The sequence below is a fragment of the uncultured Ellagibacter sp. genome (assembly GCF_934643285.1).
In the GTDB taxonomy this organism is placed as follows: domain Bacteria; phylum Actinomycetota; class Coriobacteriia; order Coriobacteriales; family Eggerthellaceae; genus Ellagibacter.
This window is the reverse complement of the sequence record NZ_CAKUBT010000003.1, coordinates 1-24,953: the sequence shown is the minus strand read 5'-3', so window position 1 is coordinate 24,953 and position 24,953 is coordinate 1. Positions and strand designations below refer to the sequence as shown.

Sequence of the window (24,953 nt, the reverse complement as noted above, 5' to 3'; positions counted from 1 at the left end):
ACTTGCTTTCGCGTGCCTTTGAGCTGGGATTACAGAAAAGGGCGCGCAAGCCCCGACACGCCGGCCGCAAAAGCTAGACGCGGAATCTCTCCGGCATGGTGAACCACACCACCCGCCCGATCACGCGCAGGAGGGGGCGCTCTCCGCTTCGAGTGAACTCGATCGGCTCGTATCCGGGAAGGTATGAATCGGGCATGAGCGCGATGCGGTCATCGGTAACGCTTGCGCGCTTCACCGCGAAGTCGCCGTTTTCCGTCCCGAACACGTACACGTGCCCATCGACCACCTCGGACTCGGGCACAACGAGCGCCAGACAGCCGTTCGGTAGCACGCGGTTCATCGACTCGCCGGATATCCGCAGGTAGAACGCGTTCGGATAGCGCTCATGCAGCGAATGCGGCACGGCGACGTACTCCTCGATGGGGAACGCATCGCGCGGAGCGCCCGCCGCCACACGCCCGAGCAATGGCGCTTGTTCAGGTTGCGAATCATTCGAGCGGCGAAGAGACCGGCGAGCAAAACCGTTCTTCTCGCTGTTGATATCCTCAAGGGTGAGATCGGGAAACTCATCAAGCAGGATAAAGAGATTGCTGCGACGCGGTTGCGAGCTGCCCGTCTCCCACGACGAAACCGTGGTCTGGGAAACTTGGAGGCGCTTCGCAAACTCGGTTTGGGTCAACCCCGCGTCAACGCGCACCGCCCTGATGTTGTTGCCGATCGCATTGTCCTTCGTATCGCTCACGCGCACCTCCCATTGCCGCAACAATGCTACCAAACTTGCATATTCCCTCGATTGACGAGACTTTCTTACCCGTTAAACTTAATAGCGCCGAATTCACGGGAAGGGAGGCGGCGTGAAAAACTGGCTCACACGCGCACGCGAGGCATCAGGGCTAACGGCACAGCAATGTGCGGACGCTATCGATTTGCCGATATCGGAATATGCCCAAGTGGAGCGCCATCCTGGCACGCTCACGCTAAACGAGATCGCAGCCCTTGCCCGTGCGATGGGCCCTGCAGGCGAAACCCTCATCGAAGGCGCGTTCGACTCCCTTCGCGCATGATGACAAGCCGGCAACTTGTAGCCGCCAAACAAGCCCTCGAAGCGCTCCGAAGCCATGGCGTTCCGCTCGTAGGCGCCAACCTATCGCATGCCCTGGCACGACCCATCACTTGAAGGCACCTGACTATCTCGCCAGCTAGCGCGCATACCTCGAAGCCAAGCCCCAAGCCCGCGCCCACCGACAAGCGGGGCGCCCCGCAACCGAGCCGCCCCGCAACCGAGCCGCCCAATCGGCGCACGCGCCGAAACAATGCCGTAACCTTTTCTTAACGCCTACGTTCACTTGGCCTTATAGTCCCGAAACAATCGGACGATACGATGAGGTTCATAACAATCCATCGACGAGGCGCAGCCGCTTCGTCACGTTCGCGGAAGGAGGCCGGTTTGGCGACCAAGCAAGAACAAGAGCTCGACGAGCAGACGCCCTACACCGACCTCGTGGAGCACACCCCCAAGATCAACCAACAGCTCGCGCGCTACGGCGTGAAGTTCGGCATCTACAAGGACGGCACCTTCAACGAGAGGCTCTTCCCCTTCGACGCCATCCCCCGCGTAATCGAGGCGAGCACCTGGAAGTCGCTCGAGGCGGGCCTCATCCAGCGCGTCCGGACCCTCAATCTGTACCTGGCGGACGTGTACGGGAATCGCCAGATCATCGCCGACGGCGTCGTCCCCGAGGATTTCGCCTTCGCGAGCTCGGGATATCTCCCCCAATGCGAGGGAATCACCCCGCCCGGCGGCATCTACAGCCACATCTCCGGCATCGATCTGGTCGAAGGGCAGGACGGCACGTGGTATGTGCTCGAGGACAACCTGCGCATCCCCTCGGGCGCGAGCTACCCCCTGATCGCCCGCGGCCTCTGCCGACGCTGCGACGCGGGAACCTTCCGCACGACGCCGATCGTGGACAACCGCGACTACGGCACGCGGCTCAAGGCGGTGATGGACAACGTGAACACGGGCGGAGCGAACGTCATCTTGACGCCCGGTGCTACAATGCCGCCTATTTCGAGCACGCATACCTTTCGGAGAAGGCGGACGCGATCCTCGCAGAGCCCAAAGAGCTCTTTGTGGAAAACGAGACGCTCTTCTACCGCGACGCTGGGCGCAACCTGCGCGTCGGCGCCCTCTACCGCCGCCTTTCCGACGAGTATCTCGATCCGCTGTGCTTCTGCGCGGACAGCCTCATCGGCGTTCCGAACCTCATGAGCGCCTACCGCGCGGGCAACGTCGCGATCATCAACGCGCCCGGCAACGGCGCGGCGGACGACAAGGGCATCTACTACTTCGTCCCCAAGATGGTGAAATACTATCTCGGCGAGGAGCCCATCTTGAAGAACGCCCCCACCTACCTGCCGTTTTACCCCGACGACATGGCGTATGTGCAAGAACATGCCGACACGCTCGTCATCAAGGACGTCGCGGAGGCGGGCGGTTACGGCGTGGTGTTCGGCAGCGAGCTTGAGCCCGAGAAGCTCAACGACTTGAAGGCGCTCATCCGCCGCGAGCCGCGCCGCTTCATCGCGCAGGAGGTCATCGACTTCAAGTGCCTGCCTACCTATATCGGCGGCAAGCTCGTGCCGCGCAAGGCGGACCTGCGCGCTTTCGTGCTGTCGGGAGCCGAGACAACCGTTTGGCCGAGCGGCCTCACGCGCTACTCGCGCGTCGAAGGGTCGGCCGTCGTCAATTCCAGCCAAGGAGGAGGATTCAAGGACACATGGGTACTCTCTCGCTAGAAAAAATAGACCATCTGCTTTGGCTCGGTCGCTACGTCGAGCGCAGCTACACCACCTTGCGGTTCATCACGGTGACCTACGACAAAGCAATCGACTCGACGGACGGCAACTGGAAAGGCCAGCTCGAGGAGCTTGGCTTCGCCTCCGAGACCGAAAACGTCCTCGAATTCTTCCGCGACTGCCTGTTCAACGAGGCCAACCTCTGCTCGCTCGCGCATTCCATGGGCGCCGCCTACGACAACGCCGTCATGCTGCGCGACGTGCTGGGAACCGAGTCGCTTTCCTACGTGCAGATGGCGACCGACGCGATCAAGGCGGCGGAATCATCTGAGTCGCCCCTGCTCGACCTTCAGCTGGTACAGGACAACATCATGGCCTTCAAAGGCTGCATCGACGACTACGTTGCCGACGACGCCTCGCGCAACATCATCAAATGCGGCATGTCGGTCGAGCGCATCGACCTGTATGCCCGCCTGTCCTACCGGCTCGACTGCCTGAAGCAGGAAACGCACCGCCTCGCAAGCCGCATCGACCGCACGGGCGCGCCCTACGACAAGCAGGCCTTCAAGGACCTGATCGACATCGTGTTCGCGCCGAGCTTCCCGGAAAGCGCCACTTACGAGACCCTCGGCAAGCTGCTCAGCGTCGTCGCGCGCATATTCCCGTAAGACGAGGGCCAGCCATGCGAATCCTCACCTACTCTTTCGAGACCGTGCTGCATATGGACAGCGCAGTGAGCGAGCACGACTTCGTGCTGCGATGCCAGCCAATGAGCACGTTTGCGCAGACCGTTCTCGATGCGCAAACGGTCATCACGCCGCAAACAGCGCTCTCCCAGCAAATCGACGGCTTCGGGAACCTTCTGCAGATTGGGCGTATCGAGTCGCCCCACGACGTGTTCTCGTTCGTATCGACCGGCATGGTCGTGGTCGACGCTGCCGACGAGCATCCTGAGCTCGCCCATCCCATCCACAAGCGACCCTCCGCGATGACACAACCGACCGCCGAGATGATCGCCTTCGCACGCGACGTGCTGCGCGTGATTCCGAACGCGCGGCCCCAGGCGAAGGCTCAGGCGCTTTCCCATGCGCTTCACGAGAAGATGAGCTACACCCCTGGGACAACCGACGTCGAGACCGCTGCCGCCGATGCGTTTTCCCAGATGAGCGGCGTATGTCAAGATTACACCCACATCCTTATCGCCCTTCTGCGCGCCGAGGGGATCCCTGCGCGCTACGTGAACGGGCTTATGGTGGGCGAAGGCGCCACGCATGCATGGGTGGAATTCCACGACGACGTGCGCTGGCACGGCATCGACCCCACCAACGACCGCGCGATCGACGACACCTACATCGCGATCTCCCACGGACGTGACTTCACCGACTGTCCCATCGAATCGGGCGTGTTCCGCGGAGGCGCGCGCCAGGAACAGCTGGTCAGCGTGATCGTCGGCAGCGAGCAATAGCGCTCAAGGAGCATTTCATGATTGAAACCGTATTTTCGGCCGAGCTGCCCGTAAGCGAGCACCTGACCATACAGAAGAACCGCATCGTCGGGCTGGGGCACGACAAAAAAGGTTCGGGGCGCCGCCTCGCAATCATCACCGGCGTGCACGGCGACGAGCTCGAAGGGCAGTACGTCGCCTTCGAGCTTGCCAGACGACTGAAGGCAAGCCCCGAGCTGCTCTCCGGGACGATTGACATCTACCCTGCCGTGAACCCGCTCGGCATCAATTCGATTGAACGCAGCGTTCCGATGTTCGACGTCGATTTGAACAGGACGTTTCCCGGGGATGAGCACGGCGAGCTCACCGAAACGCTCGCCGCCGCCGTGATCGACAACATCTCGGGGGCCGACGTCGCCGTCGACATCCACGCCTCGAACATCTTTCTGCGCGAGATGCCGCAAATCCGCATCAACGAGATATCGGCCGACACGCTTCTGCCTATCGCGCCCCTGCTCAACGTCGATTACGTATGGGTGCACGCATCCTCGACCGTGCTCGAATCGACGCTCGCCTACACCCTCAACGAGCGGGGAACGAGAACGCTCGTCGTGGAAACGGGCGTGGGAATGCGCATCACGCGCGACTACGGGGAGCGCCTCGTCGACGGCATTTTGCGCCTCGCCGCGTCGCTCGGTATGTGGGCGGGTCGCTTTCGCGCCTACCGCGCGCCGATTGTGAGCCGCGACGGCGCCGTAAGCTACCTCAACGCCGAGGCGGGCGGAATCTTTCTTCCCGAGGCCGAACATGGGACACCCGTCATAGCGGGCCAGAGGATCGGCATCATCGCCGACACGCTGACAGGAGAAGTCACCCAAACAATCACAGCGCCCACATCAGGGCTTTTGTTCACCCTGCGCGAGTATCCGGTAGTTTACCCCGGCTCGCTCGTCGCACGCATCCTGGAGGACGAGCAATGAGGTCGAAGGTCATCTTTTCTCTTTCCACGCCCTATCGGGAATCGATGAAGATCCGCGCGGCGGAATTCGGCGACGCGGACGCGCAACCTTGCTGCGCTATCGTCGGCTCCATGCGCGGCAACGAGGTGCAGCAAACCTTCATTGCGGCGAACCTCGTCGGGCGCCTTCGCGAACTTGAGCGGGAGGGCCTGCTCAACAGCGAGAAGCGCATCCTCGTGATTCCTGCGGCCAACGCGTTTTCCATGAACATCCACAAGCGCTTCTGGCCGGTCGACAACACCGACGTGAACCGCATGTTTCCTGGCTACGACAAGGGCGAGACCACGCAGCGCATCGCGGCGGGCATCTTCGAGGCGGTTTCCAGCTACGACTACGGCATCCAACTCGCGAGCTTCTACCTGCGCGGCGCGTTTCTCCCCCACGTGCGCGTGACCGACGAGGGCGACCTGTCGCGCGAATCGCTCGAGATGGCCGCGTTGTTCGGCATGCCTTGCACGCTTCTGCACAAGCCGTCGACGTTTGACACCACCACACTCAACTACAACTGGCAAGTGTGGAACACGCATGCGTTTTCCCTGTTCACAAAAACGACGGGGTCGATTGATGAAGCTTCGGCGCGCCAGGCGGAAGACGGCATCGTGCGATTTTTGGCGCACGTCGGCGCCGTGCGGGAAGAGGCGCTTTCCACCTGCGCGAAAACCGAGACAGGAGAGCCGGCACGCATCGAGGAGAGCTCGCTTTCCAACGTGCGCAGCGAGCGGGCGGGCGGGCTGTTCGTCCCGCTCGTCGGTCCCGGGGACTGCGTCGTACGAGGTCAGTCGCTCGCCGAAGTGCGCGACACGTTCGACGGGAGCGTGCGCGACACGCTGCGCTCGCCGATCGACGGGCGCGTGTTTTTCAGCCGCACGGCGCCGCTGGTGAACCAGTACTCGATCGCGTTCAAGATCGCGCCGCAATAGCGCATCGGGCAGAGCGGAGGTGTGCGGTGCCGAGGCGCTCGGCGAAGCAGCCTGATGCGTCGCACTTGGCAAGCGTGGGCGCGACGCGAGCGGCAGCGGGAGCACATCCTGCAGAAAGCGGCTCATCCCGCACAGCACGCCGCATTCCTATCGATTGCTTTCTAGAAAACGCCGCCCCAGACGAGGACGGCAGCGACAGCCACCACCCATAGCACGGCCACGACGATGCGGACCGGGCGCGGGGTGCGAAGGCTCGCCGCAGGAAGGAGCAGCATCGCAATCGCGCCGCCGATGGCACCACCCAAATGGCCGCTGATCGAGATGTTCGGCACGAGCAGCGTGTAGATGACGTTCACCGCGATGATCGAGAGCATGCTCTTCGAGAAGTCGCGAAAGACCGCGCGGTTGCCGCGAACGAGGACGCACAGAAGCGCCACGGCTACGAACAGGCCGAACACACTCGTCGACGCACCTGCGGAAACGGACAGCCCGCCGCCTTGCGCCATGTCGACCGCATAGGAGACGACGTTGCCCGTGATGCCCGCGACGAAGTAGAGCAAAAGGAAGTTTCCGCGCCCGAGCACGCGTTCCAAAAGCTCGCCCACGCTGTAGAGCGCGACCATGTTGAACAGAAGGTGCATGAGGTCCATGTGCAAAAACATGGGCGCAACGAAGCGGTACAGGTCGGCAGGGCCTTGCACCATCGGCGCGTACATGGCTCCCATCTGGACCAACGTGAGGATCGAGACGTTCTGGCCCGTGCCCGAGATGAGCATCTCCGCCACGAAGCACACCACGTTCACCGCGATCAGCGCAAGGGTTACCACGCGCCCCGAGTTGCGCTCGAAAAACGAAGGTTCCTCATCGCGCATCATCTCGCGGAGCTGCTCGTCGGTGATGGGTGCAGGCCGCGTGCCCGAAGAGGATGCCGGCGCCTGCTGCGCGTCAGGTGAGGTGATCGGGTCGTCGGTCATTGCCGCTCCTTGCCATGGAATCGTTGCGTGTCACGAACGTATGCTATCAGAAACCCGGCGGTCTCCCAAAAGGTACACACCCACGACGACCATGGCAGCGAACGCGATCATCGCGAGCAGAATCACATACGTGATGAGATAGGTTCCGAACGCTTCTGCCAAAAAGCCCGGCAGGAACGTGAAGATGAATCCGCCGAGCGCATAGCAGAGCTGGAAGTTCTTGATCGTCTTGGCCTCGCGCCCCTTCGGCGCAAGCTCGATCGACCAGACGGATATGCCCACCGTGCCGAGGGAGAGCCCAAGGCCGTAGAGGAACACGCCAACGCCCGCAAGCCCCACGTTCCCCATATCCGACAAACAGAGCAGCAGCGTGCCGCCGATGAACAGGGCGAAGAAGAAGATCGAGCCGCGCTTCGTCCCGACGCGGTCGAACACGACCCCGCTTGCGAGCTTGGCGACCGTAAGGCAGCCGCCGCACAGCGCCACGAGCGCCGCCGCACCCTCGGCGGAAAAGCCCTCCGAAGTGAACAGCACGGCCAGATAGCTCGTGCCGCCGACGGAGATGCAGCCGACGAACGTCATCGCGACCAGCACAAGCGGCGCGAGCTTCGCGGGGACGTTGCGGTTGCGACGAGCGGCGCGGGCGCGGCCGGGCTTGCCCGCCTTCTTCCCCTCGGGCGCTTCGTAAGGCTCAAGCCCCAGGTCGCGCGGATAGTTGCGCAGAAGCAGGAAGACGAACACCCCGAGGACAAGCGCGAGGGCCGACTCGAAGAGGAACGCCGCGGAAAGCGAGTACGTGCCGATGAGCGCAACCGCCACGTTCGGCAAGATGACAGCAGCCACCCCCGACCCGACCGCCGCGATGCCCGCCACCGTGGCGACGTTCGAGCGGAACCAGCGGTTGATCAGCATCGTCGAGGCGATCATGCCGCCCAAGCCGTACCCGAGCCCCGTGAACACCGAGCCCGCGCACAGCCCGATGAAGCTTTCCGTGTTCTGCGAATAGAGAAAGAAGCCCGCGCAGACGCACAGCGATGCGAGAAACGCGCCGATGCGGCAGTTGAGCAGGTCATAATAGCGCCCGACCACGAGCATGCCAATCAGCGACATGAACGTACGTACCGAGATGATGATCGAGCCGCCGGTGTTGCCAACGCCAGGCAGATCGACCAGATAAGGCTGGAACACGGAAAACGAGGTGGAGGGCAGGCCGACGTTCGTGAACAGAATGAGGAAGCAGCACGCCGCGATCACCTTCTCGTAGTGTCGCTTGATCGCACCCGTCGACATATCCTTGCGGCCTCCTCTCCTGAAAAAGGCGCCGCGCGGGCGCCTTCGTCGTCGAATCCTGACCATCATGCTAGCACCTTGCACAGCACACGGGCGCGTTTCGCCCAAGAAGCCCACGAACTGGGCAAATTTCCCCTTCTATTGCGTCGGAGAGTCCGACTTCTCGGCGACACCCGAGCAGCTGCGCGCGTACTTGAGATAGCCGACCACGCTGTAGTGATCCGCCTCGTCGTCTGCCGGGTATCCCGAGCCACCGACAACGCCGAGGTAGCCGCCCTCGACCTTGCTCCCCTTCTCGTCCACCACCACGGCGTGCCAGTGGCCGTATTCGTGCTTCGGTTTGCGCAGTTGGCAGGCGAGCGTCAGCTTAGGCTCGCCCTCTTTACGAAAGAACGCGCCGCCGCTGCGGACCTTCTCGAGGAGAGTACCGTCGAGCCAGAAGCAGATGAACGGCGCTTCGAACGCGTCCGTGAGCGAATCGGCCTCGTAGTTGTAGACGTAGCAGAACAGTGCGCGGTCGCGCGAGCAGGCGAGCAGGTCCACTTCGCTTTGCTTGAGCTTGAACTCCACCGTCGCGATCGCGCCGGGGCGGTCGGCAGCCTCGCTCACGTTCGTCACCGCCGTTTTCACCTGGAAAAAGAACGTCTCGGGAGCCGTGCCGGGATGCTCGAGCTGCTGCTTGAGGTTGAGCGACACCACATCGATCCCCATGTCGGCGGGCGGGCGCAGCGCGTCGAGGCCGTTGCGGTACAGCGAGCTCATCAGCTGGTACTCGCCGGTATAGCCGTTGTAGAGCAGGTCGAAGAAGTCCTGTGCCACGTGTCTCTCCTCTGGTTTCGTTTTCCCTTTGGCCTCGGGCGGGGCTTGGGGTTGGGGCTTGGAGCTTTGGACGTCGCGCCAAGGCTTGTGCTTGTGGTTGTGCTTGGGGGCCAAGGCTTAGGCTTGGGGCTTGTGGCTTTGCCCTAGGCCTTGGGTCAATTGCCCTATTCTAGCGCGAACGTACCGCGCCGTCTTCCACGGAATGAGCTCAGGCAGCCAAAAGCAGGAGGCGTGTCACAAAAGCCACCCCAACCTGCCAGAAATCGGGTGGTTTTCATCACCGAAAGGCGCTCGCAAGGCGTTATCCGTCCCTGCGGCAAGCGAGTGCAGGCGGCGCAGAAGCATACTGCCAGGTCAGCGAGACATGCCTCTCGATGGACCTCCCCTTCCCCCAAGCCCCGCCTTCCCGATATGATGAAAACTACCCGATTTCTGGCAGGACCCCCCTTTGAAAATGCGCGGCCCAGCTTCGACCTTACGCAACATTTACCTGGCGGCCTCTTCCCATATTCCGTTTGTGGTATATCATCGACTAATTCGAAGGCGAGCTCGGCCTTGAGGACCAAAGCCCGTACTGGAAGATGACCGCCGACTTCGGCAGAAGAAGCCTGCGAATGTACATCGACTGGGCCGAGCACTGAGCCGCCGAACTGAGGAGCGCGAAATGAGAATCCTGGCAATCAACGGCAGCCCCAAAGGCGAGCGAAGCAATACCTGGCGTCTGACCAGCGCTTTCCTCCAAGGGATCACTGCCCAAGAAGAAGGTGCCCACGGGAAGGCGCCCGCAATCGAGACCCTGAGCGTCGGCGCACTCGACATCAGGCCCTGCCGGGGATGCTTCTTTTGCTGGAGCAAGACGCCGGGAAAATGCTGCATCCACGACGACATGCAGGGGGTCATCGAGAAGATTTTGTTGGCCGACGTCGTTATCTGGAGCTTCCCGCTGTACTACTTCGGGCTGCCCGGCCCGCTGAAGAACCTGATTGATCGGCAGCTTCCCATGTCGCTCCCCTTCATGAGTGCGGAGGCGGAAAACGGCGGGCACCCGTCGCGCTATGACATGAGCGGCAAGCGCACGGTCGTAATCTCGACCTGCGGTTTCTACACTGCGAAGGGAAACTACGGCGGCGTAACCGACCTGTTCGACCGGCTTTGCGGGAAAGACGGCTACACCGCGCTCTTCTGCGGGCAGGGCGAGCTTTTCCGCGTGAAGGAACTGGCGGAACGCACCGACGAGTACCTTTTTTGGGTCAGGAAAGCTGGGGAAGAGTTCACGCGCGACGGAATCCGAGAGGAGACCCGCAGCAAGCTTGACCAGAACCTGTTCCCGCGCGATATCTTCGAGGCGATGGCGGACGCGAGCTGGGGAGTCGGCAAGTCGGGCGAGAAGGAAAATCCCAGCCTGGTGTTCACGCGCCAGATGGCAGCCCTCTATCGCAGGCAGGCGTGGCCGGGGCGCGACGTCGTGCTCGACATGAACTACACCGACATCGGCAAGACCTACCGCATCGTGCTGGGCGAGCGCGGAAGCCATGTGGAGGAGAAACCTGCCGAGGGCTTCGCCGCGGATTGCACCACGCAGATCAACACCCCCTTGAGCGTTTGGCGCTCGATCGCCAGCGGCGAGATTGCCGGCGACGAGGCGCTCATGAGGCATTTGTACTCGGTCGAGGGCGACTTCGACCTGATGATGCACTGGGATGAGTATTTCGGGGCCGCGAACGCGGCGGGCGGCGCGGGCAACATGGCCGCGGGCGCGGGCGCGGCGGGAGCGGGCACGTGCGGCAAGAACGAGCCCGGGCCGAAAACCAACATGATGCTGCTCCTCATCCCCTGGATCGTCTTTTGGGTCGCAGCCTCCATCGACAGCTTCTGGGGCAGCCTTGTCAGCATGGCGGTATGCGTGCTGCTGCCCGTATTGATGCATCGAACGAAGGTCACCCTCTACGACCAGATCTCGGGCTTGGGGGTTGGCGCGTGCTCCATCGCGCTTTTGGCAGGAGCCCCTCCCATCCTGGTGATTCCCGCATCGTATCTTCTGTTCGGGCTAACCTGGACGCTCTCCTGCTTCACGAAGGTGCCGCTGACCGCGCATTACTCCAAGAACAGCTACAACGGCGATGCGGCGCTGCGCAACCCGATCTTCATGAGGACGAACCGCATCCTGACCGCAGCGTGGGGAATCCTCTACCTGGTCACGCCTATCTGGACGTACTTCATCATGCAAACGGACGCGGCCAGCCTCGTCGGCGCGATCAACTCGGTCCTTCCCGCGCTGATGGGCGTCTTCACCGCATGGTTCCAAAAATGGTACCCCCGCCACATTGCCCGCGGATAGCGCAATATCGGGAAAACACGCTAGAATGCTATCCCATGAGGAAATGCAACCAACAGAGCGAATCAACGGGAAGCGACGAAGCCTGCGCAACATCGCTTCGGCGTGACGAGCGCGGGCTCGCCCTCGTCGGCGACGGGATGGAGCTTCGCGGCGACTTCTCGCAGCTGCTCCCCCGCATCCGGAAAGACCGCCTTGCAGGCGAGCTCCTCGTCCGCGCGGCAAAGGTCCGCGGCTGCGCCGAGCCGTGGGCGATCGACGCCACGGCGGGGCTTGGCGAGGACTCGTTTCTCCTGGCCGCAGCTGGGTTTCGCGTGAGCATGTACGAATCGGACCCCACCATCGCGGCACTCGTGCGCGACGCGCTCGCCCGTGCGCAAGCCGACCCTAAGCTCGCCGACATCGCGCGCCGCATGGAGCTCTTCGAGGAAGACAGCATCGAGGCCATGACCCATCTTGGGGACACACCCGACGTGATCTATCTGGACCCCATGTTCCCCGAGCGTCGCAAGAGCGCTGCCGTGAAGAAGAAGTTCCAGCTCATCCACCACCTCGAAGCTCCCTGCCAAAACGAAGGGGCGCTCCTTGCCGCAGCCATTTCCGCCGGCCCGCGCAAAGTGGTCGTGAAGCGCCCTGCGAAGGGCCCGCATCTCGCGGGCGTGAAGCCGAGCCATTCGCTCGCCGGCAAAGCGGTGCGCTACGACGTCATCACCCCCGCGAGCATAAAGGTACCGCTCGCTTAACTACACACCGCTTCTCCCTTGCGCAACCTCCCGCAGCGCGGTAGAAAGAAAATTCGGCGACTGCGCGCGGGCGTGAAAACGCGGATGCGCGAGCGCGTCACTATCAAGCGATTGAGATATCTGGGGGATTTCGAATGTCGTCGCAAAACACTGTGGAGAAGAAGGCGAACCGCAACAGCATCGACATGCTGCATGGGCCGCTTGTGGGCAAGCTCTTCCTCTTCGCCATTCCGCTGGCTTTCTCGAGCATCTTCCAGCAGCTGTTCAACTCAACCGACGCCATCGTCGCCGGACGCCTCCTCGGCTCCACCGAGCTCGCCGCAATCGGCGGCGTATCGCCCTTGGTCGCGCTGTTCATCAGCTTTTTCGTAGGAGTCTCGATCGGCACGAACGCAACGATCGCCATACGCATCGGACAAGGCGACCGCTCGAAGATCCGCGCCGCCGTGCACACCACCGCGGTGATCGCGATTGTCTCCGCCGTGTTGGTAACCGTGATCGGCATCGCCATCGCAGGCTTCCTCGTCGACAGCGTGGGGATCCCCGACGAAGCGCGCGCCGAATCGGTTAGCTACCTGCGAATTTATTTCGCCGGCGTCGCCTTTTTCCTCGTGTTCAATTTCGGCTCGGCAATCCTGCGTGCAAAGGGCGACACGCGGCGTCCGCTCTATGCGCTCGCCATCTCCGCAGTGGTGAACGCCGTGCTCGATATATTCGCCGTGTCAGTCCTTCACCTGGGCGCTGCGGGAATCGCCGCCGCCACCGTTGCCGCCTACGCACTTGCAGCGGCGATCGTGATCGTGATGCTCATGCACGAAGAGGAAGACTTCCGCCTGAACGTGCGGGAGCTTCGCGTCGACCAGCGGGCCCTGCACCAGATTCTCTACATCGGCGTGCCCTCGGGTTTGCAGGGCGTCGTGTTCGCGGTATCGAACATCATCATTCAGGCGTCAATCAACAGCTTCGGCACCGATGCGATCGCAGGATCGACCGCTGCGCTCAACTTCGAGTACTACACCTACTTCATCATCAACGCGTTTTCCCAGGCCGCCATCACCTTCATCGGGCAGAATTTCGCGGCGGGGAACCTCTCGCGCTGCGACAAGGTCATCGCCTGGTCGATGGGCCTCTCCCTCGGGCTTTCTTTCGCCGTGTCGGTTGTGCTCGTCGGCCTAGGCAACACCGGCTTGAGCATCTTCACTACCGAGGCAGGCGCCCTCGCGTTCGCTACCACGAGGCTCTGGCACGTCGAACTGCTCGAATGCCTTCCCAGCACTTACGAGATAACGGCAGGCGCACTGCGCGGCATGGGCTGGTCCATCCTCCCGACAGTCGTCGTCATCATCGGCTCGTGCGTGCTGCGCGTCATCTACGTGTTCACGCTGTTCCCGCTGCTCGGCAGCTTCGAGGCGCTGCTGAACATCTACCCCGTGACCTGGATCGTCACCGGCACCACGATGATCGCGCTCTACCTTTTCGCAAGGAAGCGGACCTACGCGAAGGAGCGAGCGAAGATCGCCGCGCGCAAGCAGAAGCAGGCAGCGCGTTCCAAGGCCGCCGCGTAACAGGAGCAAAAGCACCGCATAATGAAAAAGCGGTTGCGCCCGAAGGGGGGACGCAACCGCTCGAACCTAGCGCCAGTGCACGCGAGCGCGATATCGCTTCAGCGCAGGACCCCTTACTATGTAGGGAGCTACTATTTTAGACCCGAAGATGGGACATGCCGGGGTGCAGACAAGCCCAAGGCGGGCATGTACCTACGCGAACATCATGAAAAGCTTCGCCAGAACGAAACCGATGACTCCGCATGCGGGGAACGTGATGATCCAAGCGAGCAGCATGTTCTTCGCGATACTCCAGTTCACGCGCTTGATCGATTTCGAAGCGCCCACGCCCATGATGGCGGACGTGTTGCAGTGGCTCGTGGAGACGGGCATGCCCGTCAGGCTCGCGAACAGAAGCGTGAACGTGGTCGAGAAATTCGCGGCGACACCCTGGTACTTCTCGAGCTTCACCATATCCATACCGACGGATTTGATGATGCGCTTGCCGCCGACAACGGTGCCGAGCGAGATGGCCGCCGAGCACACGATCATGATCCACATCGGGAAGCCACTCGAATCGGGCGTCGAGCTGCCGAAGGACAAGGCCACGCCGAGCATGGCGATGGACATGAACTTCTGGCCGTCTTGCGCGCCGTGGAGAAACGACAGCGCGATGGCGCACAGATCTTGAATGATGACGAACAGGCGGTTCGCATAGATGCGGTTCACGCTGCGGAAGAGCGCTTCGATGACCTTGGTGAACAACCAGCCCAAAATAAAGCCTGCAACCAGGGAAAACACCATACCGTAGATGACTTTCGCCCACTCGGCGGGAACCACGCCCGCCCAACCGTTGAGCGCGATGGCGCCGCCGGTGATGCCGGCGATGAGCGAGTGCGACTTCGAGCACGGGATGCCGAAAATCCAACAGATGACGCCCCATGCGATTGCGCCTATCATAGCTGCGACCAGGGCTAAAAGCGCGGCGTTCGTGTCTCCTGAGAAGTCGACCATCCCAAACATCGTCTTCGCTACGGCGGTGGAGATAAACGTCATGCCGACCAGGCCGACGAAGTTGAACACAGCCGCGAGGGCAATCGCGGTATTCGGCTTGAGACAGCGCGTAGAGACGACCGTCGCGATGGCGTTCGGCGCATCGGTGGCGCCGGAGACGGCGGTCACGCCGATGACGAGGATCAAAATCACGAACAGGATGGGCTGAGCCATCGCTTGGGTAAGAAAATCTACAAACGTTAGCGCCACGTGCAACCCCGTCTATGTTGTTGAACGCCCTTTTGGGAGTTCGTCTTGATTCCGTGCGTGTCAATCACGAGGCATGCCGCCTCATGCAGACCGCATTTTACACAGCCTTAATAATGTAGAGCATGCCTGGGGACGCAAGGTCGCAATATCGGCAACGTGCATAAAACTTGCCGACGACGGAGACTCGCAGGCAAGCCCTTGACACCGAAAACCACGGGGAGCGGGAGCGTTCTTGTGCGCGGTCGAGGGTCTTCCCCTTCGAAAAACGAGCAAATAGGCCCCGTTTCTGTGCAGCAACTGCACAGCAAAAGAAAATGGCGGGTGCGGTACGTGGGTTGGGGGCATCGTAGCGCAGAGCCGCCTTAGGGTGTTCATCGTCGCGCGGTGTTGCGCTTCGCCGTAATTGCACGGCGCTGCGCCTTTTCGGGGCTGCATGATCTTGCGTTTTGCCGCTAGCACGAGGCTTCACGCAGACGCTTTCCGCGCGGCCTCCCGTGTCGACACCCCAAAGATACTCGATGCATGTTTCCCGCGCGTTTCGTCTAAGTTAAGGTTGGGAAGGGGCGCGTCTTTTCTTCGCATGACCCGTTTTCGCGACACGGGACATGCGGGCGCCAGTCTCAAATCGCCCTATCACCTCCCTTTTCCAAAAACTTCCCAGAAGAGGTTGAAGCCTGTCGCCTTCGCGCATACAATACGGGCAAGATGAATTCTGTTTCAGGGCGGGGTGAGATTCCCCACTGGCGGTAACCAGAAGGCGAGCACGCCAAGCTGGAAGTCCGCGACCCGAGCAGATGAGGCGCCCACCGCGCTTCGTCCGCTTGGCTGATCCGGTGAGAATCCGGGACCAACGGTTACAGTCCGGATGGAAGAGGCAGAGAATCGCAGCGCGCCGCGGCAATTGTCGGGCGTGTCGTTGATGCGTATTCGCGGGCCCGTATGCAAAGGAATTCATACGGGCCCGCTTTTTTGTGCAGGGTGAGAAGCGGACCCGCAGAAACCCACCTTGCGAGAAGGAGGCTGTCATGTCAGCCACACAAGCAACCAAGCAGGTCGAACTTAAGAACACGAACCGCTGGAGCACGCGCCAGCTCGTCACCATGGCGCTCATGTGCGCCATCGCCGCGCTGTTCTCCTTCATCCAGATTCCCCTTCTACCGGCCGCGCCCTTCCTCACCTACGACCCCTCGCTTATGCCCGCGATGGTCTGCGGCTTCGCCTTCGGCCCGGGCGCAGGCTTTGTCGTCGGCGCGATCGCGGCGGTGATTCACGGCCTTATCCTGGGCGAATGGGTCGGCTCGCTCATGAACATCTGCGCGACGCTGTTCTTCGTCGTCCCCGCGGCGCTCATCTACAAGAAGATGCACACCCTGAAAGGCGCCGCTCTCGGCCTTATCGTGGGCATTGTGTGCGCGACCGTCGGCGCCATCATCACGAACCTCACGATCGGCGTGGCGTTCTGGTATGGCAGCGTTGACGTCATCATGCCGCTTTTGCTTCCCGCCGTCGTGCCCTTCAACCTCATCAAAACCGTGCTGAACTCGCTTCTGACGCTCATCGTGTACAAGGCGATCTCGAACCTCATCACCCCGAAGAAAAACCAGGTGAAAGGCCGCTAAACCATGACTGGGAAGCCTCTACCCGAAGACCCCGCCGGAAATTCCGCCCCCGTGTCCGCCGAGGCGCCCATCATCTGCGTGCGCGACGTCTCGTTCACCTACGACGGCGAGGCGTTCGCGCTCTCGGGCGCAAGCGCGCAGATCGAGCGCGGCGAGTTCGTATGTATCCTCGGCGGCAACGGATCGGGGAAATCGACGCTCGCGAAGCATTTGAACGCGCTGCTCGTTCCCGATAAGGGGCGGGTGGAGGTTTGCGGCATGGACACCTCCGAGCGCCAGCACACCTACGCGATTCGCCAGAGCGCCGGCATGGTATTTCAGAACCCGGATGACCAGCTGGTCGCCTCCCTTGTGGAAGACGACGTAGCCTTCGGGCCCGAAAACCTCGGCGTTCCCACCGCTGAGCTGCGGCAGCGCGTAACGCAACGCCTTGAAGACGTCGGCCTTTCGGGGTTTGAGAAGCACGAGACGCACGCGCTTTCCGGCGGGCAGAAGCAGCGCGTCGCCATCGCAGGCGCCCTTGCGATGAACCCGGAGATCCTCATCTTGGACGAGGCCTCTGCGATGCTCGACCCCCGCGGACGCAAAGGGCTTATGCGCGTCGTGCGCTCGCTCAACGACCAGGGCATGACCGTCGTCATGATCACGCATTTCATGGAGGAGGCCGCCCTCGCCGACCGCGTCATCGTTCTCGATGAGGGGAAGGTGGCGCGCGTGGGCACACCGCAGGAAGTGCTCGTCGACGTCGATGCACTTTCCGCCCTCAACCTGGAGGTTCCCTTCGCAGCCGAGCTTTCCCAGGCACTGCGTCGAGCTGGCGCCCCCGTGACCGCCGCCGTAACCGAAGAGGAACTTGCGAAAAGCGTGTTTTCCCTGTTCGGGTCACACGTAGCGAAAGCTTGCGGCGACGAGGGCGAGGACGCCGAGCGCCGAAGTGCGCACGATGAGGTGGCATCCCAGGGCTCGCCCGCGGAAGCGGCGGCCGTGCGCGAGGATTCGACCAGCTGCACGAAAACTTCCGCACCTTCCACCGCGCCCGCGGGCGGCGATGCGCTTATCCAGCTTGAGGGCGTATCGTTCACCTACGACACCGCCGAGGCGCGCCGTCAGCGCAAAGCCGGCAAAAAACCAGCCCCTAAGCAGGCAAAATGGGGCAATTCCCCCGAAGCGCTCTGGGCACTCGACAACGTAACCCTCGAAGTGCGCAAAGGCGAGTTCTTAGGCATCGCCGGCCATACCGGCTCGGGCAAGTCGACCCTCATCCAGCACATGAACGGCATCTTGCACCCCACAAACGGCCGCGTCGTCGCCTTCGGGCGCGATGTCGCGGAGAAGGGCGCCGCCAACGACGTGCGCGGGCACGTCGGCGTGGTGTTCCAGTACCCCGAGAACCAGCTCTTCGCGGCAACCGTGGCGGAAGATGTCGCCTTCGGGCCGCGCAACCTGGGCCTTTCGGAAGAGGAGGTCTCTGCGCGGATCGAGCGCTCCCTGCGCACCGTAGGGCTTGACCCTGAGGAGATCGACGCACGCAGCCCCTTCGAGCTCTCGGGCGGCCAGCAGCGCCGTGTGGCGTTTGCGGGCGTGCTCGCCATGGAGCCTGAGGTGCTCGTGCTCGACGAGCCCGCCGCAGGGCTCGACCCCAAGGCGCGAAAATCGTTTCTCGACATGGTGTCTCACCTGCACGAAGAGGGACTCACCGTGGTTATGGTGTCCCACAATATGGACGACCTCGCGAATCTCTGCGACCGCGTTGCGGTCATGAGCGAAGGAAAGCTCCTCATGGAGGGAACGCCTGCCGAGGTATTCTCTCGCGCCGATGAGCTGACTGCCGTTGGGCTTGCGACCACCTCGCCCGAGCATTTCGCGAACCTTCTGCGCGAAGGCGGGCTTGCCGTTGCGCACGAGGAGCTTGCCACCGAAGACTCAATCGTCTCCTATCTGCGAGGTCTCTTATGATGCGCGGATTTTCTTTCGGAAGCTATGTACCTGGCACAAGCCCCGTTCACAAGCTCGACGCGCGCGCGAAGCTTTTGCTCGGGTGCGCGTTCATCGTGATCACTCTAAACGCGAGGTCCTTTCTTGCGCTTATTCCCGTGGCGCTGTTTGTGGTGGGAGCCTACGCCCTCGCCCGCATTCCCGCAAGGAAGGCTTTGCGCTCGCTCGCGCCGCTCATGTTCATCGTCGTGATTGCATCGATCATGAACCTGTTCGTCGTGCAGGGAGGGCCTGTCTATTTCGAATGGGCGTTCATCCGCATAAGCGAACAGGGTGTGCTCACCTGCTTGCTCATCGCCTGCCGGCTCCTGCTCATGATGGCGGGAATGAGCCTCGTCACGCTGACCACGATGACGCTCGACTTGACGGAGGCCCTCGAGCGGCTGCTCTCCCCCTTCGCGCGCTTCGGCGTGCCAGCACACGAGATCGGCATGATCATGGGCATCGCCCTGCGCTTCATGCCGCAGTTCGCAACCGAGTTTTCGAGCATTCGCGAAGCACAGCTTGCTCGCGGCGCGGGGCTCAAGACCAGCCCCGTACGTGGCGTGCAGATGCTCTCGTCTCTCATGACTCCCTTGTTCACCAGCGTCTTTCGCCATGCCGAGACGCTTTCGGCGGCCATGGACGCGCGTTGCTACCACGGCAAGGAGGGGCGCACGAGGCTCCATCCGCTAAGCTTCGCCCCTCGCGACGGCGTTGCCTGCGCGCTCGTCGCCGTCCTCCTAGCTTGCGTGATCGCGGTGAACATCCTGCTGTAAGGCTGTCGGGGCGGATTCGTATCCCCCCTGCAAATTATTTCGTACCCTACCGTTTTGGAAAGGAATCCCCATGACCGGAAACGAGAAGATTCTGCAGTACTTAAGCGCCGTGCCCGCGTGGTATCTCGCCACGAGCGTAAACGATCAGCCGCACGTGCGCCCCTTCAGTTTCGCCGCCGAGCAGGACGGCAAGATCTGGTTTTGCACCGCGACGACCAAGGATGTGTGGGACGAACTCGTCGCGAACCCGAAGTTCGAGGCAACGGCATGGTGGCCGGGACACGGCTGGCTTATCCTCCGCGGACGCGCGGGACTCGACGACAAGGTCAACGACGACATCCGCTACGCCGGCTTCGCGCATTTGAGCGGGCTTGGCGAGACCTACGACGGGCCGAACGACCCCACGCTCACGTTCTTCAGCGTGGAGGAACCGCAGGCTTGGATTTGCAACCATGAGGAATGGGTTCCCGTAGAGCTCTAGATGAATTACCGCCGCGCTGCCCTGGGCCGACGGCCGTTTTGTGGCACAATAGCGAAACGACATTCAACGAAGGAGAGCGGCTCATGGCAAACGGCACCGACGCAGGCACGCGACCTGCGAATTTCCGCAAAGTTGGCATCGTGGGATGCGGGTTCGTGGGATCCGCATCTGCGTTTGCGCTGATGCAAAGCGGGTTGTTCTCTGAGATGGTGCTGATCGATGTCGATCGCAACCGCGCCGAGGGCGAGGCGCTCGACATCGCGCACGGCATGCCGCTCGCATCACCGTCGAACATCTACGCGGGCGATTACGCCGACATCGCCGACGCCGGCGTCGTGATCATCACGGCGGGCGCGAACCAAAAGCCCGGCGAGACGCGCCTTGATCTGGTCAGCAAGAACGTGAGCATCTTCAAGTCTATCGTGCCGCAAATCACGCAAAGCGGCTTTTCCGGCATCCTGCTCGTCGTGTCGAACCCGGTCGATATCCTCACCTATGTCGCGCTCAAGCTCTCGGGGCTGCCCGCGAACCGCGTTATCGGGTCGGGCACGGTGCTCGACACCGCGCGCTTCAAGTACGTGCTCGGCGAACATCTCGGCGTCGACCCGCGCAACGTCCACGCGCGCATCGTTGGCGAGCACGGGGATTCCGAAATCGCCATCTGGAGTCTAGCTAACGTCTCGGGCATCCCGATCGACGTGTTCAGCCGCCTGCGCGGACGCGAGCACAGCGCCGAGACCATGGCGAAAATCGAGGCCGACGTGAAGAACTCGGCGTACGAGATCATCGAGAAGAAGCATGCCACCTATTACGGCATCGCCATGTCCGTGAAGCGCATCTGCGAGGCGATCGTGCGCGACGAGAAGCCTATTCTTCCCGTATCAAACCTGATGGAAGGCGAGTACGGCATCTCCGACATCGCGCTTTCGATGCCCTGCGTGGTTGGCGCCGCCGGCATCGAGTACAAGGTTCCCGCACCCTTCTCCGAAGACGAGCAAGCGCGCCTGCGCGAGTCCGCCGACATGCTCAAAGGCGTCATCGAGCAGCTCGACCTGTAAACTGGCCCGCAAAACGAACGCGGCCGCACCTTCTCTTTTGAAGATGCGGCCGCGTTTTTGGTGACAGTCGCCTCGGTTACGGGCACGCTATCAGGTTATTCGCTCTTCGCAGGCTCATCGAAGGCGCCGGTGCAGTGCGGGCAGCGCGTCGCGCCCTCCTTGACCTCTTCTAAGCAGAAGGGGCACACGGGTGGCTTCTTTTCCTCTTCCTTTTCCTTGCCCGTGAGCTTATCGGCAGCCTCCTGCGCCTTGTTGACAGCCTTCACCAGCAAAAACACGATGAACGCCACAATGAGGAAGTTGATGACCGCCGAGATGAAGGCGCCGAAGTCGATTTCGGTGCCCGGCACCACCAGCCCCGAGATCTCGCCCGGAGTGCCGCCTGCGATAAACGAGATGAACGGATTGATGATGTTGGTGGTGAGCGCCGTCACGATGGCTGTGAACGCGCCGCCAATGATGACGGCGACGGCCAGATCCATCACGTTGCCGCGGTTGATGAAGTCTTTGAATTCCCCTAGGAACTTCTTCATGTCCTCCCCAATCGATTGAAAAGAAAGCGTGCGAACTTACAGCGAGATACTATAGCAAAAATCGCTGCCCGCCCTACCCCAAGTACAGAAGGCAGCCCCCACGCCGGACGCTTCCCTGTCACTAATTATTTGCAGTTCCCGAGCTCTTCGTTGCATTCCGCGAGCGTCACCACGAAGCGATCGACGTCTTCCGGCGTTGTCGCGCCCGAAAAGCTCACGCGCAGCGTCGTGTTGCCCTGCGAAAGCGGGATGCCCGCAGCCTGGAGCGATAGCGGATGCTTCTTGCGCCAGGTACCGGCCGCCACATGCTCGTGGTTCGATTCGCACGCCGACGCGCGCGACACGTAAACGCCGCGATCGCTGAGGTACGCGACCGACTTCGCGTTGCGCAGCCCCGGTACGCTCACGCTCACGATGAAGGGAGACGCGTCCTCGGGCGAGTTTATGATGGCGCTGGGGACAAGGCGCGCGAGCTCGGCGCGGATCTGCGCGTTCAGCGCGCGCACATGCGCGAGGGTTTCCCCATGCTCGGCCTGCGCCAGCTCGACAGCGCGCGCGAAACCCGCAGCAAGGAACACCGGCTCGGTGCCCGAGCGAAGCCCGCGCTCCTGCCCACCGCCGAATGCGTTCGTGTGCATCTTCACGCCGTCGCGCACGTACAGCGCGCCGATACCGCGCGGCCCGCCGATCTTGTGCGAGGCGACGGATGCCAGCTCGGCGTGCCACTCGCGCGGTTTCGGGGAAAGCTTGCCGAACGCTTGGGTGGCATCGACGTGATAGAGCGCGTCGGGCGCAAGCTCATCGCGAATACGGCCAATCTCCGCCGAGGGGAAGAGGTAGCCCACTTCGTTCTGCACGTTCATGATAGTGATGAGCGACGTGGGGCTTTCCATGAGCGCATCGCGCAGTTGCACCAGGTCAAGCATGCCATCAACCGCATCGATATAGGTGACCGGCCAATCCATTTCACGGCGCATACCGCGCACACTTCGCGTGACCGACGCGTGCTCGAGCGTCGAGGTGATGATCTTGGCAGGGTTGTCGCGTCGCGCCGAGCACACGCCTCGGACGGCGAGGTTGTTCGATTCGGTAGCCCCCGAAGTAAAGTACACCTCGCCAGGCTCGACCCCGAGCGCACAGGCGACAGTGGCACGGCTCTCCTCGAGGACTTCCTTCGCGCGCATTCCCACGGCATGGACCGACGAGGGGTTGCCCCACGCGTCGCACATCACCTCGTTCATGCGCTCGATGACCTCGGGGAGCGTCGGCGTGGTCGCCGCGTTGTCGAGGTAGCTTTCAGTTGTATGGCTCATAGCGGTTTCATTCACCTTTTTGTTCTTGTCTTGGTATCTCTCCCGTGCGATACGCCTTGAGCAGCCGCTCAAGATCTGCGATTTCGCGCTTCATCTGCTGCCCCTCGTCGGTGTCCCCCATGAGCGTGCGCTTCTTCACCTGCTCCACCATATGCCGGGACGAGTGGATGTCGATTTCCTTCTCTATCGCGGCCTGAGCCGATTCCAAAGGCTCGTGGGCCGCCAGGATGAACCCGTAGGAGTTCGAGATGAGCGTATAGCCGGCAATTCCCGTGGTCGGCTGATATGCCTTCGAGAAACCGCCATCGATCATGATGACCTTGCCGCCGCATTTCACGGGATCTTCGCCATCTTTCACCTTCACGGGAACATGCCCGCAGATGATATGGGACGTTTCCGGGTCGAGCCCGAAATCGCGGAAGATGTTCGCGACCACGGCCTCGTCGTCGATCAGGGTGTAGAAGGGGTTCTTCACTTCCTTGCGCGCAGCCTTGTCGGCGATGAGGTAGAGCTCGAAGGTGGCCATCTTGCTCTTCGCGAACAGCGGGCTGCCCTGCCCGAGCCACAGATACCACAGCATGTCGCGCCCGCGACGGCGTTCTTCCTCGTCACGGCTAAAAAACGCAGCGCGCACGTGGCGCTCCATCACGTCGTAGAGCGCGCGGCCCTTGTACGTTTTGCCGTAGACGTCGACTTCCTTGAGAGAGCCGTCGGCGTTGAGCGGCACGCAGGCGTGGAAGAGCAGGTTGCCGTTGTGCACCTTGTAGAGGCTTCCCGCTTCCAGGAAGAACTGCATGTGGCGGCGGAGCTTCTCGCATCCGGTAAACGCGGCGACGAGGCGCTCCATCACGTCCTGTTCAGCAGGCGTAAGGGCGTAGGGGTTCTCCGGGTCGATGGTCGGGAACACTTTGTCGGTGAGCTCGTACTCGGTGCCGTCGAGCATCACCGTGCCGCGAGCGTAGTCGATCTTGTCCAAAAGCTTGCGGTCATCGAGGCCGAAAGCCGGGTTCTCATCGATGAGCTGGCCTTCCACCTTGAATTGGATAATCGCCATCGCCTTTTGGATCTTCACGTTCATCTCGAGCTCGGAGGGGGGAAGGTCGGGGTTGCCCTTGAGCGCGAACCCGACGCACGGGTCGTCGGCGTAGGCGTCGAGCGCGAAGGAGGCAAGCGGCAAGATGTTGATGCCATAGGCGTCTTCCAAGATGGAGAGGTTGCCGTAGCGCGCGCAGTTGCGCACCACGTGCGCGATGCAGCCGCGCTGGCCGAGCGAGGCGCCCATCCACACGATGTCGTGGTTGCCCCACTGGATGTCCACGGAATGGTACGCCATGAGCGTGTCCATGATGGTGTGCGGCGCGGGACCGCGGTCGTAGATGTCGCCGACGATGTGCAACTGGTCGACTGCAAGGCGCTGGATCATGGTCGAGAGCGCCTCGATGAGCGCGATGCCGCGGCCCGTGCGCACCGCCGCATCGATGATGGCGCTGTAGTAGGCTTCCTTGTCGACGCCGTGGCGATCTTCGGTCAAAAGCTCCTCGACGATGTAGGCGAACTCGCTTGGCACGGCGCGGCGGATTTTGGAGTGCGTGTACTTGCGCGCGGCACGCTTGCAGACCGCAACGAGGCGCGGGACCGTGACGGCATACCATGCGTACTCGTCTTCCACCTGCGATAATACAAGCTTCGCCTTTTCGCGCGGATAATAGATGAGCGTGGCGAGCGCGCGCTTCTCGGCGTCGGAGAGCTTGTCGCCGAACACGTCGTCAACCTTCAGGCGGATCGAGCCGGAACCGTTGCGCAGGATATGCGAGAAGGCTTCGAACTCGCCATGGATGTCGGAAGCGAAGAATTCCGTCGATTTGGGGAGATTCAAGATCGCCGACAAGTTGATGACCTCGGCAGATGCCTCGGCGATGGTGGGAAACGATCGGGAAAGCAATTCGAGATAGCGCTTTTCGCCGACTTCCATGGGCTCCTCCTATCTTTTAGTTGTTGCATTTGGGAGCCGAATATCGAATGCTTTCAGATGCAATGCAGACTCTG

The 24,953-nt window shown here is 62.0% G+C and carries 21 protein-coding genes, 1 pseudogene and 1 riboswitch; of the genes and pseudogenes, 14 read left to right on the top strand and 8 right to left on the bottom strand.

The annotated features are described in order from the left end of the window. Positions 1 to 73: 73 nt before the first annotated feature. Complete coding sequence (locus Q0I65_RS02865; RefSeq protein ID WP_296059622.1) at positions 74 to 742, bottom strand: XRE family transcriptional regulator; 669 nt, start codon at positions 740 to 742, stop codon at positions 74 to 76. 112 nt (positions 743 to 854) lie between these two features. On the opposite strand from Q0I65_RS02865, the gene Q0I65_RS02860 reads away from it, so the two are divergent. The 6 genes and pseudogenes from Q0I65_RS02860 to Q0I65_RS02830 all read left to right on the top strand — a co-directional run bounded on the left by Q0I65_RS02860 (position 855) and on the right by Q0I65_RS02830 (position 6,182). After that, positions 855 to 1,064: a helix-turn-helix transcriptional regulator gene (locus tag Q0I65_RS02860; protein WP_296059621.1), complete on the top strand. Its 210-nt coding sequence runs from the start codon at positions 855 to 857 to the stop codon at positions 1,062 to 1,064. Positions 1,065 to 1,381: 317 nt separating this feature from the next. Further along, positions 1,382 to 2,799 (top strand): annotated as a pseudogene (locus tag Q0I65_RS09650) (circularly permuted type 2 ATP-grasp protein). Next, positions 2,781 to 3,467 (top strand): alpha-E domain-containing protein, encoded by a 687-nt coding sequence (locus Q0I65_RS02845; RefSeq protein WP_296059619.1) that lies wholly within the window; start codon positions 2,781 to 2,783, stop codon positions 3,465 to 3,467. The pseudogene Q0I65_RS09650 and the gene Q0I65_RS02845 overlap by 19 nt, the downstream one beginning before the upstream one ends. 14 nt (positions 3,468 to 3,481) lie before the next feature. Continuing rightward, a complete protein-coding gene (locus tag Q0I65_RS02840) occupies positions 3,482 to 4,264 on the top strand; it encodes a transglutaminase family protein (RefSeq protein ID WP_296059616.1) in 783 nt (260 codons plus the stop codon). Positions 4,265 to 4,281: 17 nt separating this feature from the next. Further along, positions 4,282 to 5,223, top strand: coding sequence for a M14 family metallopeptidase (locus Q0I65_RS02835; RefSeq protein ID WP_296059614.1), 942 nt, complete (start codon positions 4,282 to 4,284; stop codon positions 5,221 to 5,223). Next, complete coding sequence (locus Q0I65_RS02830) at positions 5,220 to 6,182, top strand: M14 family metallopeptidase (RefSeq protein ID WP_296059608.1); 963 nt, start codon at positions 5,220 to 5,222, stop codon at positions 6,180 to 6,182. Before Q0I65_RS02835 ends, Q0I65_RS02830 begins: the two co-directional genes overlap by 4 nt. A gap of 161 nt (positions 6,183 to 6,343) precedes the next feature. Here Q0I65_RS02830 and Q0I65_RS02825 read toward each other — a convergent pair whose 3' ends face one another. The 3 genes from Q0I65_RS02825 to Q0I65_RS02815 form a co-directional block, all read right to left on the bottom strand. Further along, on the bottom strand, positions 6,344 to 7,156 hold the full coding sequence (locus Q0I65_RS02825; RefSeq protein WP_296059602.1) for a rhomboid family intramembrane serine protease: 813 nt from the start codon (positions 7,154 to 7,156) through the stop codon (positions 6,344 to 6,346). A gap of 30 nt (positions 7,157 to 7,186) precedes the next feature. Beyond that, entirely contained in the window at positions 7,187 to 8,446 is a 1,260-nt protein-coding gene (locus tag Q0I65_RS02820) for an MFS transporter (protein ID WP_296059599.1), read from the bottom strand. A 138-nt stretch (positions 8,447 to 8,584) separates the two neighbouring features. Beyond that, positions 8,585 to 9,265 carry a hypothetical protein gene (locus Q0I65_RS02815; protein ID WP_296059595.1) on the bottom strand — a complete coding sequence of 227 codons (681 nt, stop codon included), beginning with the start codon at positions 9,263 to 9,265 and terminating at the stop codon, positions 8,585 to 8,587. Between the two features lie 664 nt (positions 9,266 to 9,929). Here Q0I65_RS02815 and Q0I65_RS02810 point away from each other — a divergent pair. The 3 genes from Q0I65_RS02810 to Q0I65_RS02800 all read left to right on the top strand — a co-directional run bounded on the left by Q0I65_RS02810 (position 9,930) and on the right by Q0I65_RS02800 (position 13,908). Further along, on the top strand, positions 9,930 to 11,603 hold the full coding sequence (locus tag Q0I65_RS02810) for a flavodoxin family protein (RefSeq protein ID WP_296059591.1): 1,674 nt from the start codon (positions 9,930 to 9,932) through the stop codon (positions 11,601 to 11,603). 35 nt (positions 11,604 to 11,638) lie between these two features. Then, positions 11,639 to 12,343, top strand: coding sequence for a class I SAM-dependent methyltransferase (locus Q0I65_RS02805; protein WP_296059589.1), 705 nt, complete (start codon positions 11,639 to 11,641; stop codon positions 12,341 to 12,343). Between the two features lie 134 nt (positions 12,344 to 12,477). Continuing rightward, positions 12,478 to 13,908, top strand: coding sequence for an MATE family efflux transporter (locus tag Q0I65_RS02800; RefSeq protein WP_296059587.1), 1,431 nt, complete (start codon positions 12,478 to 12,480; stop codon positions 13,906 to 13,908). A gap of 192 nt (positions 13,909 to 14,100) precedes the next feature. Here the strand turns inward: Q0I65_RS02800 and Q0I65_RS02795 are convergent, their stop codons facing one another. Continuing rightward, on the bottom strand, positions 14,101 to 15,114 hold the full coding sequence (locus tag Q0I65_RS02795) for an inorganic phosphate transporter (RefSeq protein ID WP_296059856.1): 1,014 nt from the start codon (positions 15,112 to 15,114) through the stop codon (positions 14,101 to 14,103). Between the two features lie 745 nt (positions 15,115 to 15,859). Further along, positions 15,860 to 16,031: riboswitch (FMN riboswitch) on the top strand. A 144-nt stretch (positions 16,032 to 16,175) separates the two neighbouring features. Between Q0I65_RS02795 and Q0I65_RS02790 the strand changes: the two genes are divergently transcribed. From Q0I65_RS02790 to Q0I65_RS02770, 5 genes are all read left to right on the top strand, one after another. Beyond that, positions 16,176 to 16,769, top strand: coding sequence for an ECF transporter S component (locus Q0I65_RS02790; protein WP_296059585.1), 594 nt, complete (start codon positions 16,176 to 16,178; stop codon positions 16,767 to 16,769). Positions 16,770 to 16,772: 3 nt separating this feature from the next. Next, complete coding sequence (locus Q0I65_RS02785; protein WP_296059582.1) at positions 16,773 to 18,725, top strand: energy-coupling factor transporter ATPase; 1,953 nt, start codon at positions 16,773 to 16,775, stop codon at positions 18,723 to 18,725. Next, the gene (locus Q0I65_RS02780; protein WP_296059579.1) at positions 18,722 to 19,522 is read left to right on the top strand and encodes an energy-coupling factor transporter transmembrane component T; all 801 of its coding nucleotides are present in this window, start codon (positions 18,722 to 18,724) and stop codon (positions 19,520 to 19,522) included. The genes Q0I65_RS02785 and Q0I65_RS02780 overlap by 4 nt, the downstream gene beginning before the upstream one ends. A 70-nt stretch (positions 19,523 to 19,592) precedes the next feature. Continuing rightward, entirely contained in the window at positions 19,593 to 20,003 is a 411-nt protein-coding gene (locus tag Q0I65_RS02775) for a pyridoxamine 5'-phosphate oxidase family protein (RefSeq protein ID WP_296059576.1), read from the top strand. An 83-nt stretch (positions 20,004 to 20,086) separates the two neighbouring features. Next, entirely contained in the window at positions 20,087 to 21,061 is a 975-nt protein-coding gene (locus Q0I65_RS02770; RefSeq protein ID WP_296059574.1) for an L-lactate dehydrogenase, read from the top strand. A gap of 95 nt (positions 21,062 to 21,156) precedes the next feature. Here Q0I65_RS02770 and mscL read toward each other — a convergent pair whose 3' ends face one another. The 3 genes from mscL to Q0I65_RS02755 all read right to left on the bottom strand — a co-directional run bounded on the left by mscL (position 21,157) and on the right by Q0I65_RS02755 (position 24,879). After that, positions 21,157 to 21,594 (bottom strand): large conductance mechanosensitive channel protein MscL, encoded by a 438-nt coding sequence (mscL, locus tag Q0I65_RS02765; RefSeq protein ID WP_296059572.1) that lies wholly within the window; start codon positions 21,592 to 21,594, stop codon positions 21,157 to 21,159. Between the two features lie 125 nt (positions 21,595 to 21,719). Next, complete coding sequence (locus tag Q0I65_RS02760; protein ID WP_296059570.1) at positions 21,720 to 22,907, bottom strand: cysteine desulfurase family protein; 1,188 nt, start codon at positions 22,905 to 22,907, stop codon at positions 21,720 to 21,722. A gap of 7 nt (positions 22,908 to 22,914) precedes the next feature. After that, on the bottom strand, positions 22,915 to 24,879 hold the full coding sequence (locus Q0I65_RS02755) for a fructose-1,6-bisphosphatase (protein WP_296059568.1): 1,965 nt from the start codon (positions 24,877 to 24,879) through the stop codon (positions 22,915 to 22,917). Positions 24,880 to 24,953: the final 74 nt, after the last annotated feature.

What these genes read in the sequence shown, in the direction of transcription:
- Q0I65_RS02845 (WP_296059619.1), top strand. Translation starts at nt 2,781, where the DNA reads ATGGGTACTCTCTCGCTAGAAAAAATAGACCATCTGCTTTGGCTCGGT.
- Q0I65_RS02840 (WP_296059616.1), top strand. Translation starts at nt 3,482, where the DNA reads ATGCGAATCCTCACCTACTCTTTCGAGACCGTGCTGCATATGGACAGC.
- Q0I65_RS02835 (WP_296059614.1), top strand. Translation starts at nt 4,282, where the DNA reads ATGATTGAAACCGTATTTTCGGCCGAGCTGCCCGTAAGCGAGCACCTG.
- Q0I65_RS02830 (WP_296059608.1), top strand. Translation starts at nt 5,220, where the DNA reads ATGAGGTCGAAGGTCATCTTTTCTCTTTCCACGCCCTATCGGGAATCG.
- Q0I65_RS02825 (WP_296059602.1), bottom strand. Translation starts at nt 7,156, where the DNA reads ATGACCGACGACCCGATCACCTCACCTGACGCGCAGCAGGCGCCGGCA.
- Q0I65_RS02820 (WP_296059599.1), bottom strand. Translation starts at nt 8,446, where the DNA reads ATGTCGACGGGTGCGATCAAGCGACACTACGAGAAGGTGATCGCGGCG.
- Q0I65_RS02810 (WP_296059591.1), top strand. Translation starts at nt 9,930, where the DNA reads ATGAGAATCCTGGCAATCAACGGCAGCCCCAAAGGCGAGCGAAGCAAT.
- Q0I65_RS02805 (WP_296059589.1), top strand. Translation starts at nt 11,639, where the DNA reads ATGAGGAAATGCAACCAACAGAGCGAATCAACGGGAAGCGACGAAGCC.
- Q0I65_RS02800 (WP_296059587.1), top strand. Translation starts at nt 12,478, where the DNA reads ATGTCGTCGCAAAACACTGTGGAGAAGAAGGCGAACCGCAACAGCATC.
- Q0I65_RS02795 (WP_296059856.1), bottom strand. Translation starts at nt 15,114, where the DNA reads ATGGCTCAGCCCATCCTGTTCGTGATTTTGATCCTCGTCATCGGCGTG.
- Q0I65_RS02790 (WP_296059585.1), top strand. Translation starts at nt 16,176, where the DNA reads ATGTCAGCCACACAAGCAACCAAGCAGGTCGAACTTAAGAACACGAAC.
- Q0I65_RS02785 (WP_296059582.1), top strand. Translation starts at nt 16,773, where the DNA reads ATGACTGGGAAGCCTCTACCCGAAGACCCCGCCGGAAATTCCGCCCCC.
- Q0I65_RS02780 (WP_296059579.1), top strand. Translation starts at nt 18,722, where the DNA reads ATGATGCGCGGATTTTCTTTCGGAAGCTATGTACCTGGCACAAGCCCC.
- Q0I65_RS02775 (WP_296059576.1), top strand. Translation starts at nt 19,593, where the DNA reads ATGACCGGAAACGAGAAGATTCTGCAGTACTTAAGCGCCGTGCCCGCG.
- Q0I65_RS02770 (WP_296059574.1), top strand. Translation starts at nt 20,087, where the DNA reads ATGGCAAACGGCACCGACGCAGGCACGCGACCTGCGAATTTCCGCAAA.
- mscL (WP_296059572.1), bottom strand. Translation starts at nt 21,594, where the DNA reads ATGAAGAAGTTCCTAGGGGAATTCAAAGACTTCATCAACCGCGGCAAC.
- Q0I65_RS02760 (WP_296059570.1), bottom strand. Translation starts at nt 22,907, where the DNA reads ATGAGCCATACAACTGAAAGCTACCTCGACAACGCGGCGACCACGCCG.
- Q0I65_RS02755 (WP_296059568.1), bottom strand. Translation starts at nt 24,879, where the DNA reads ATGGAAGTCGGCGAAAAGCGCTATCTCGAATTGCTTTCCCGATCGTTT.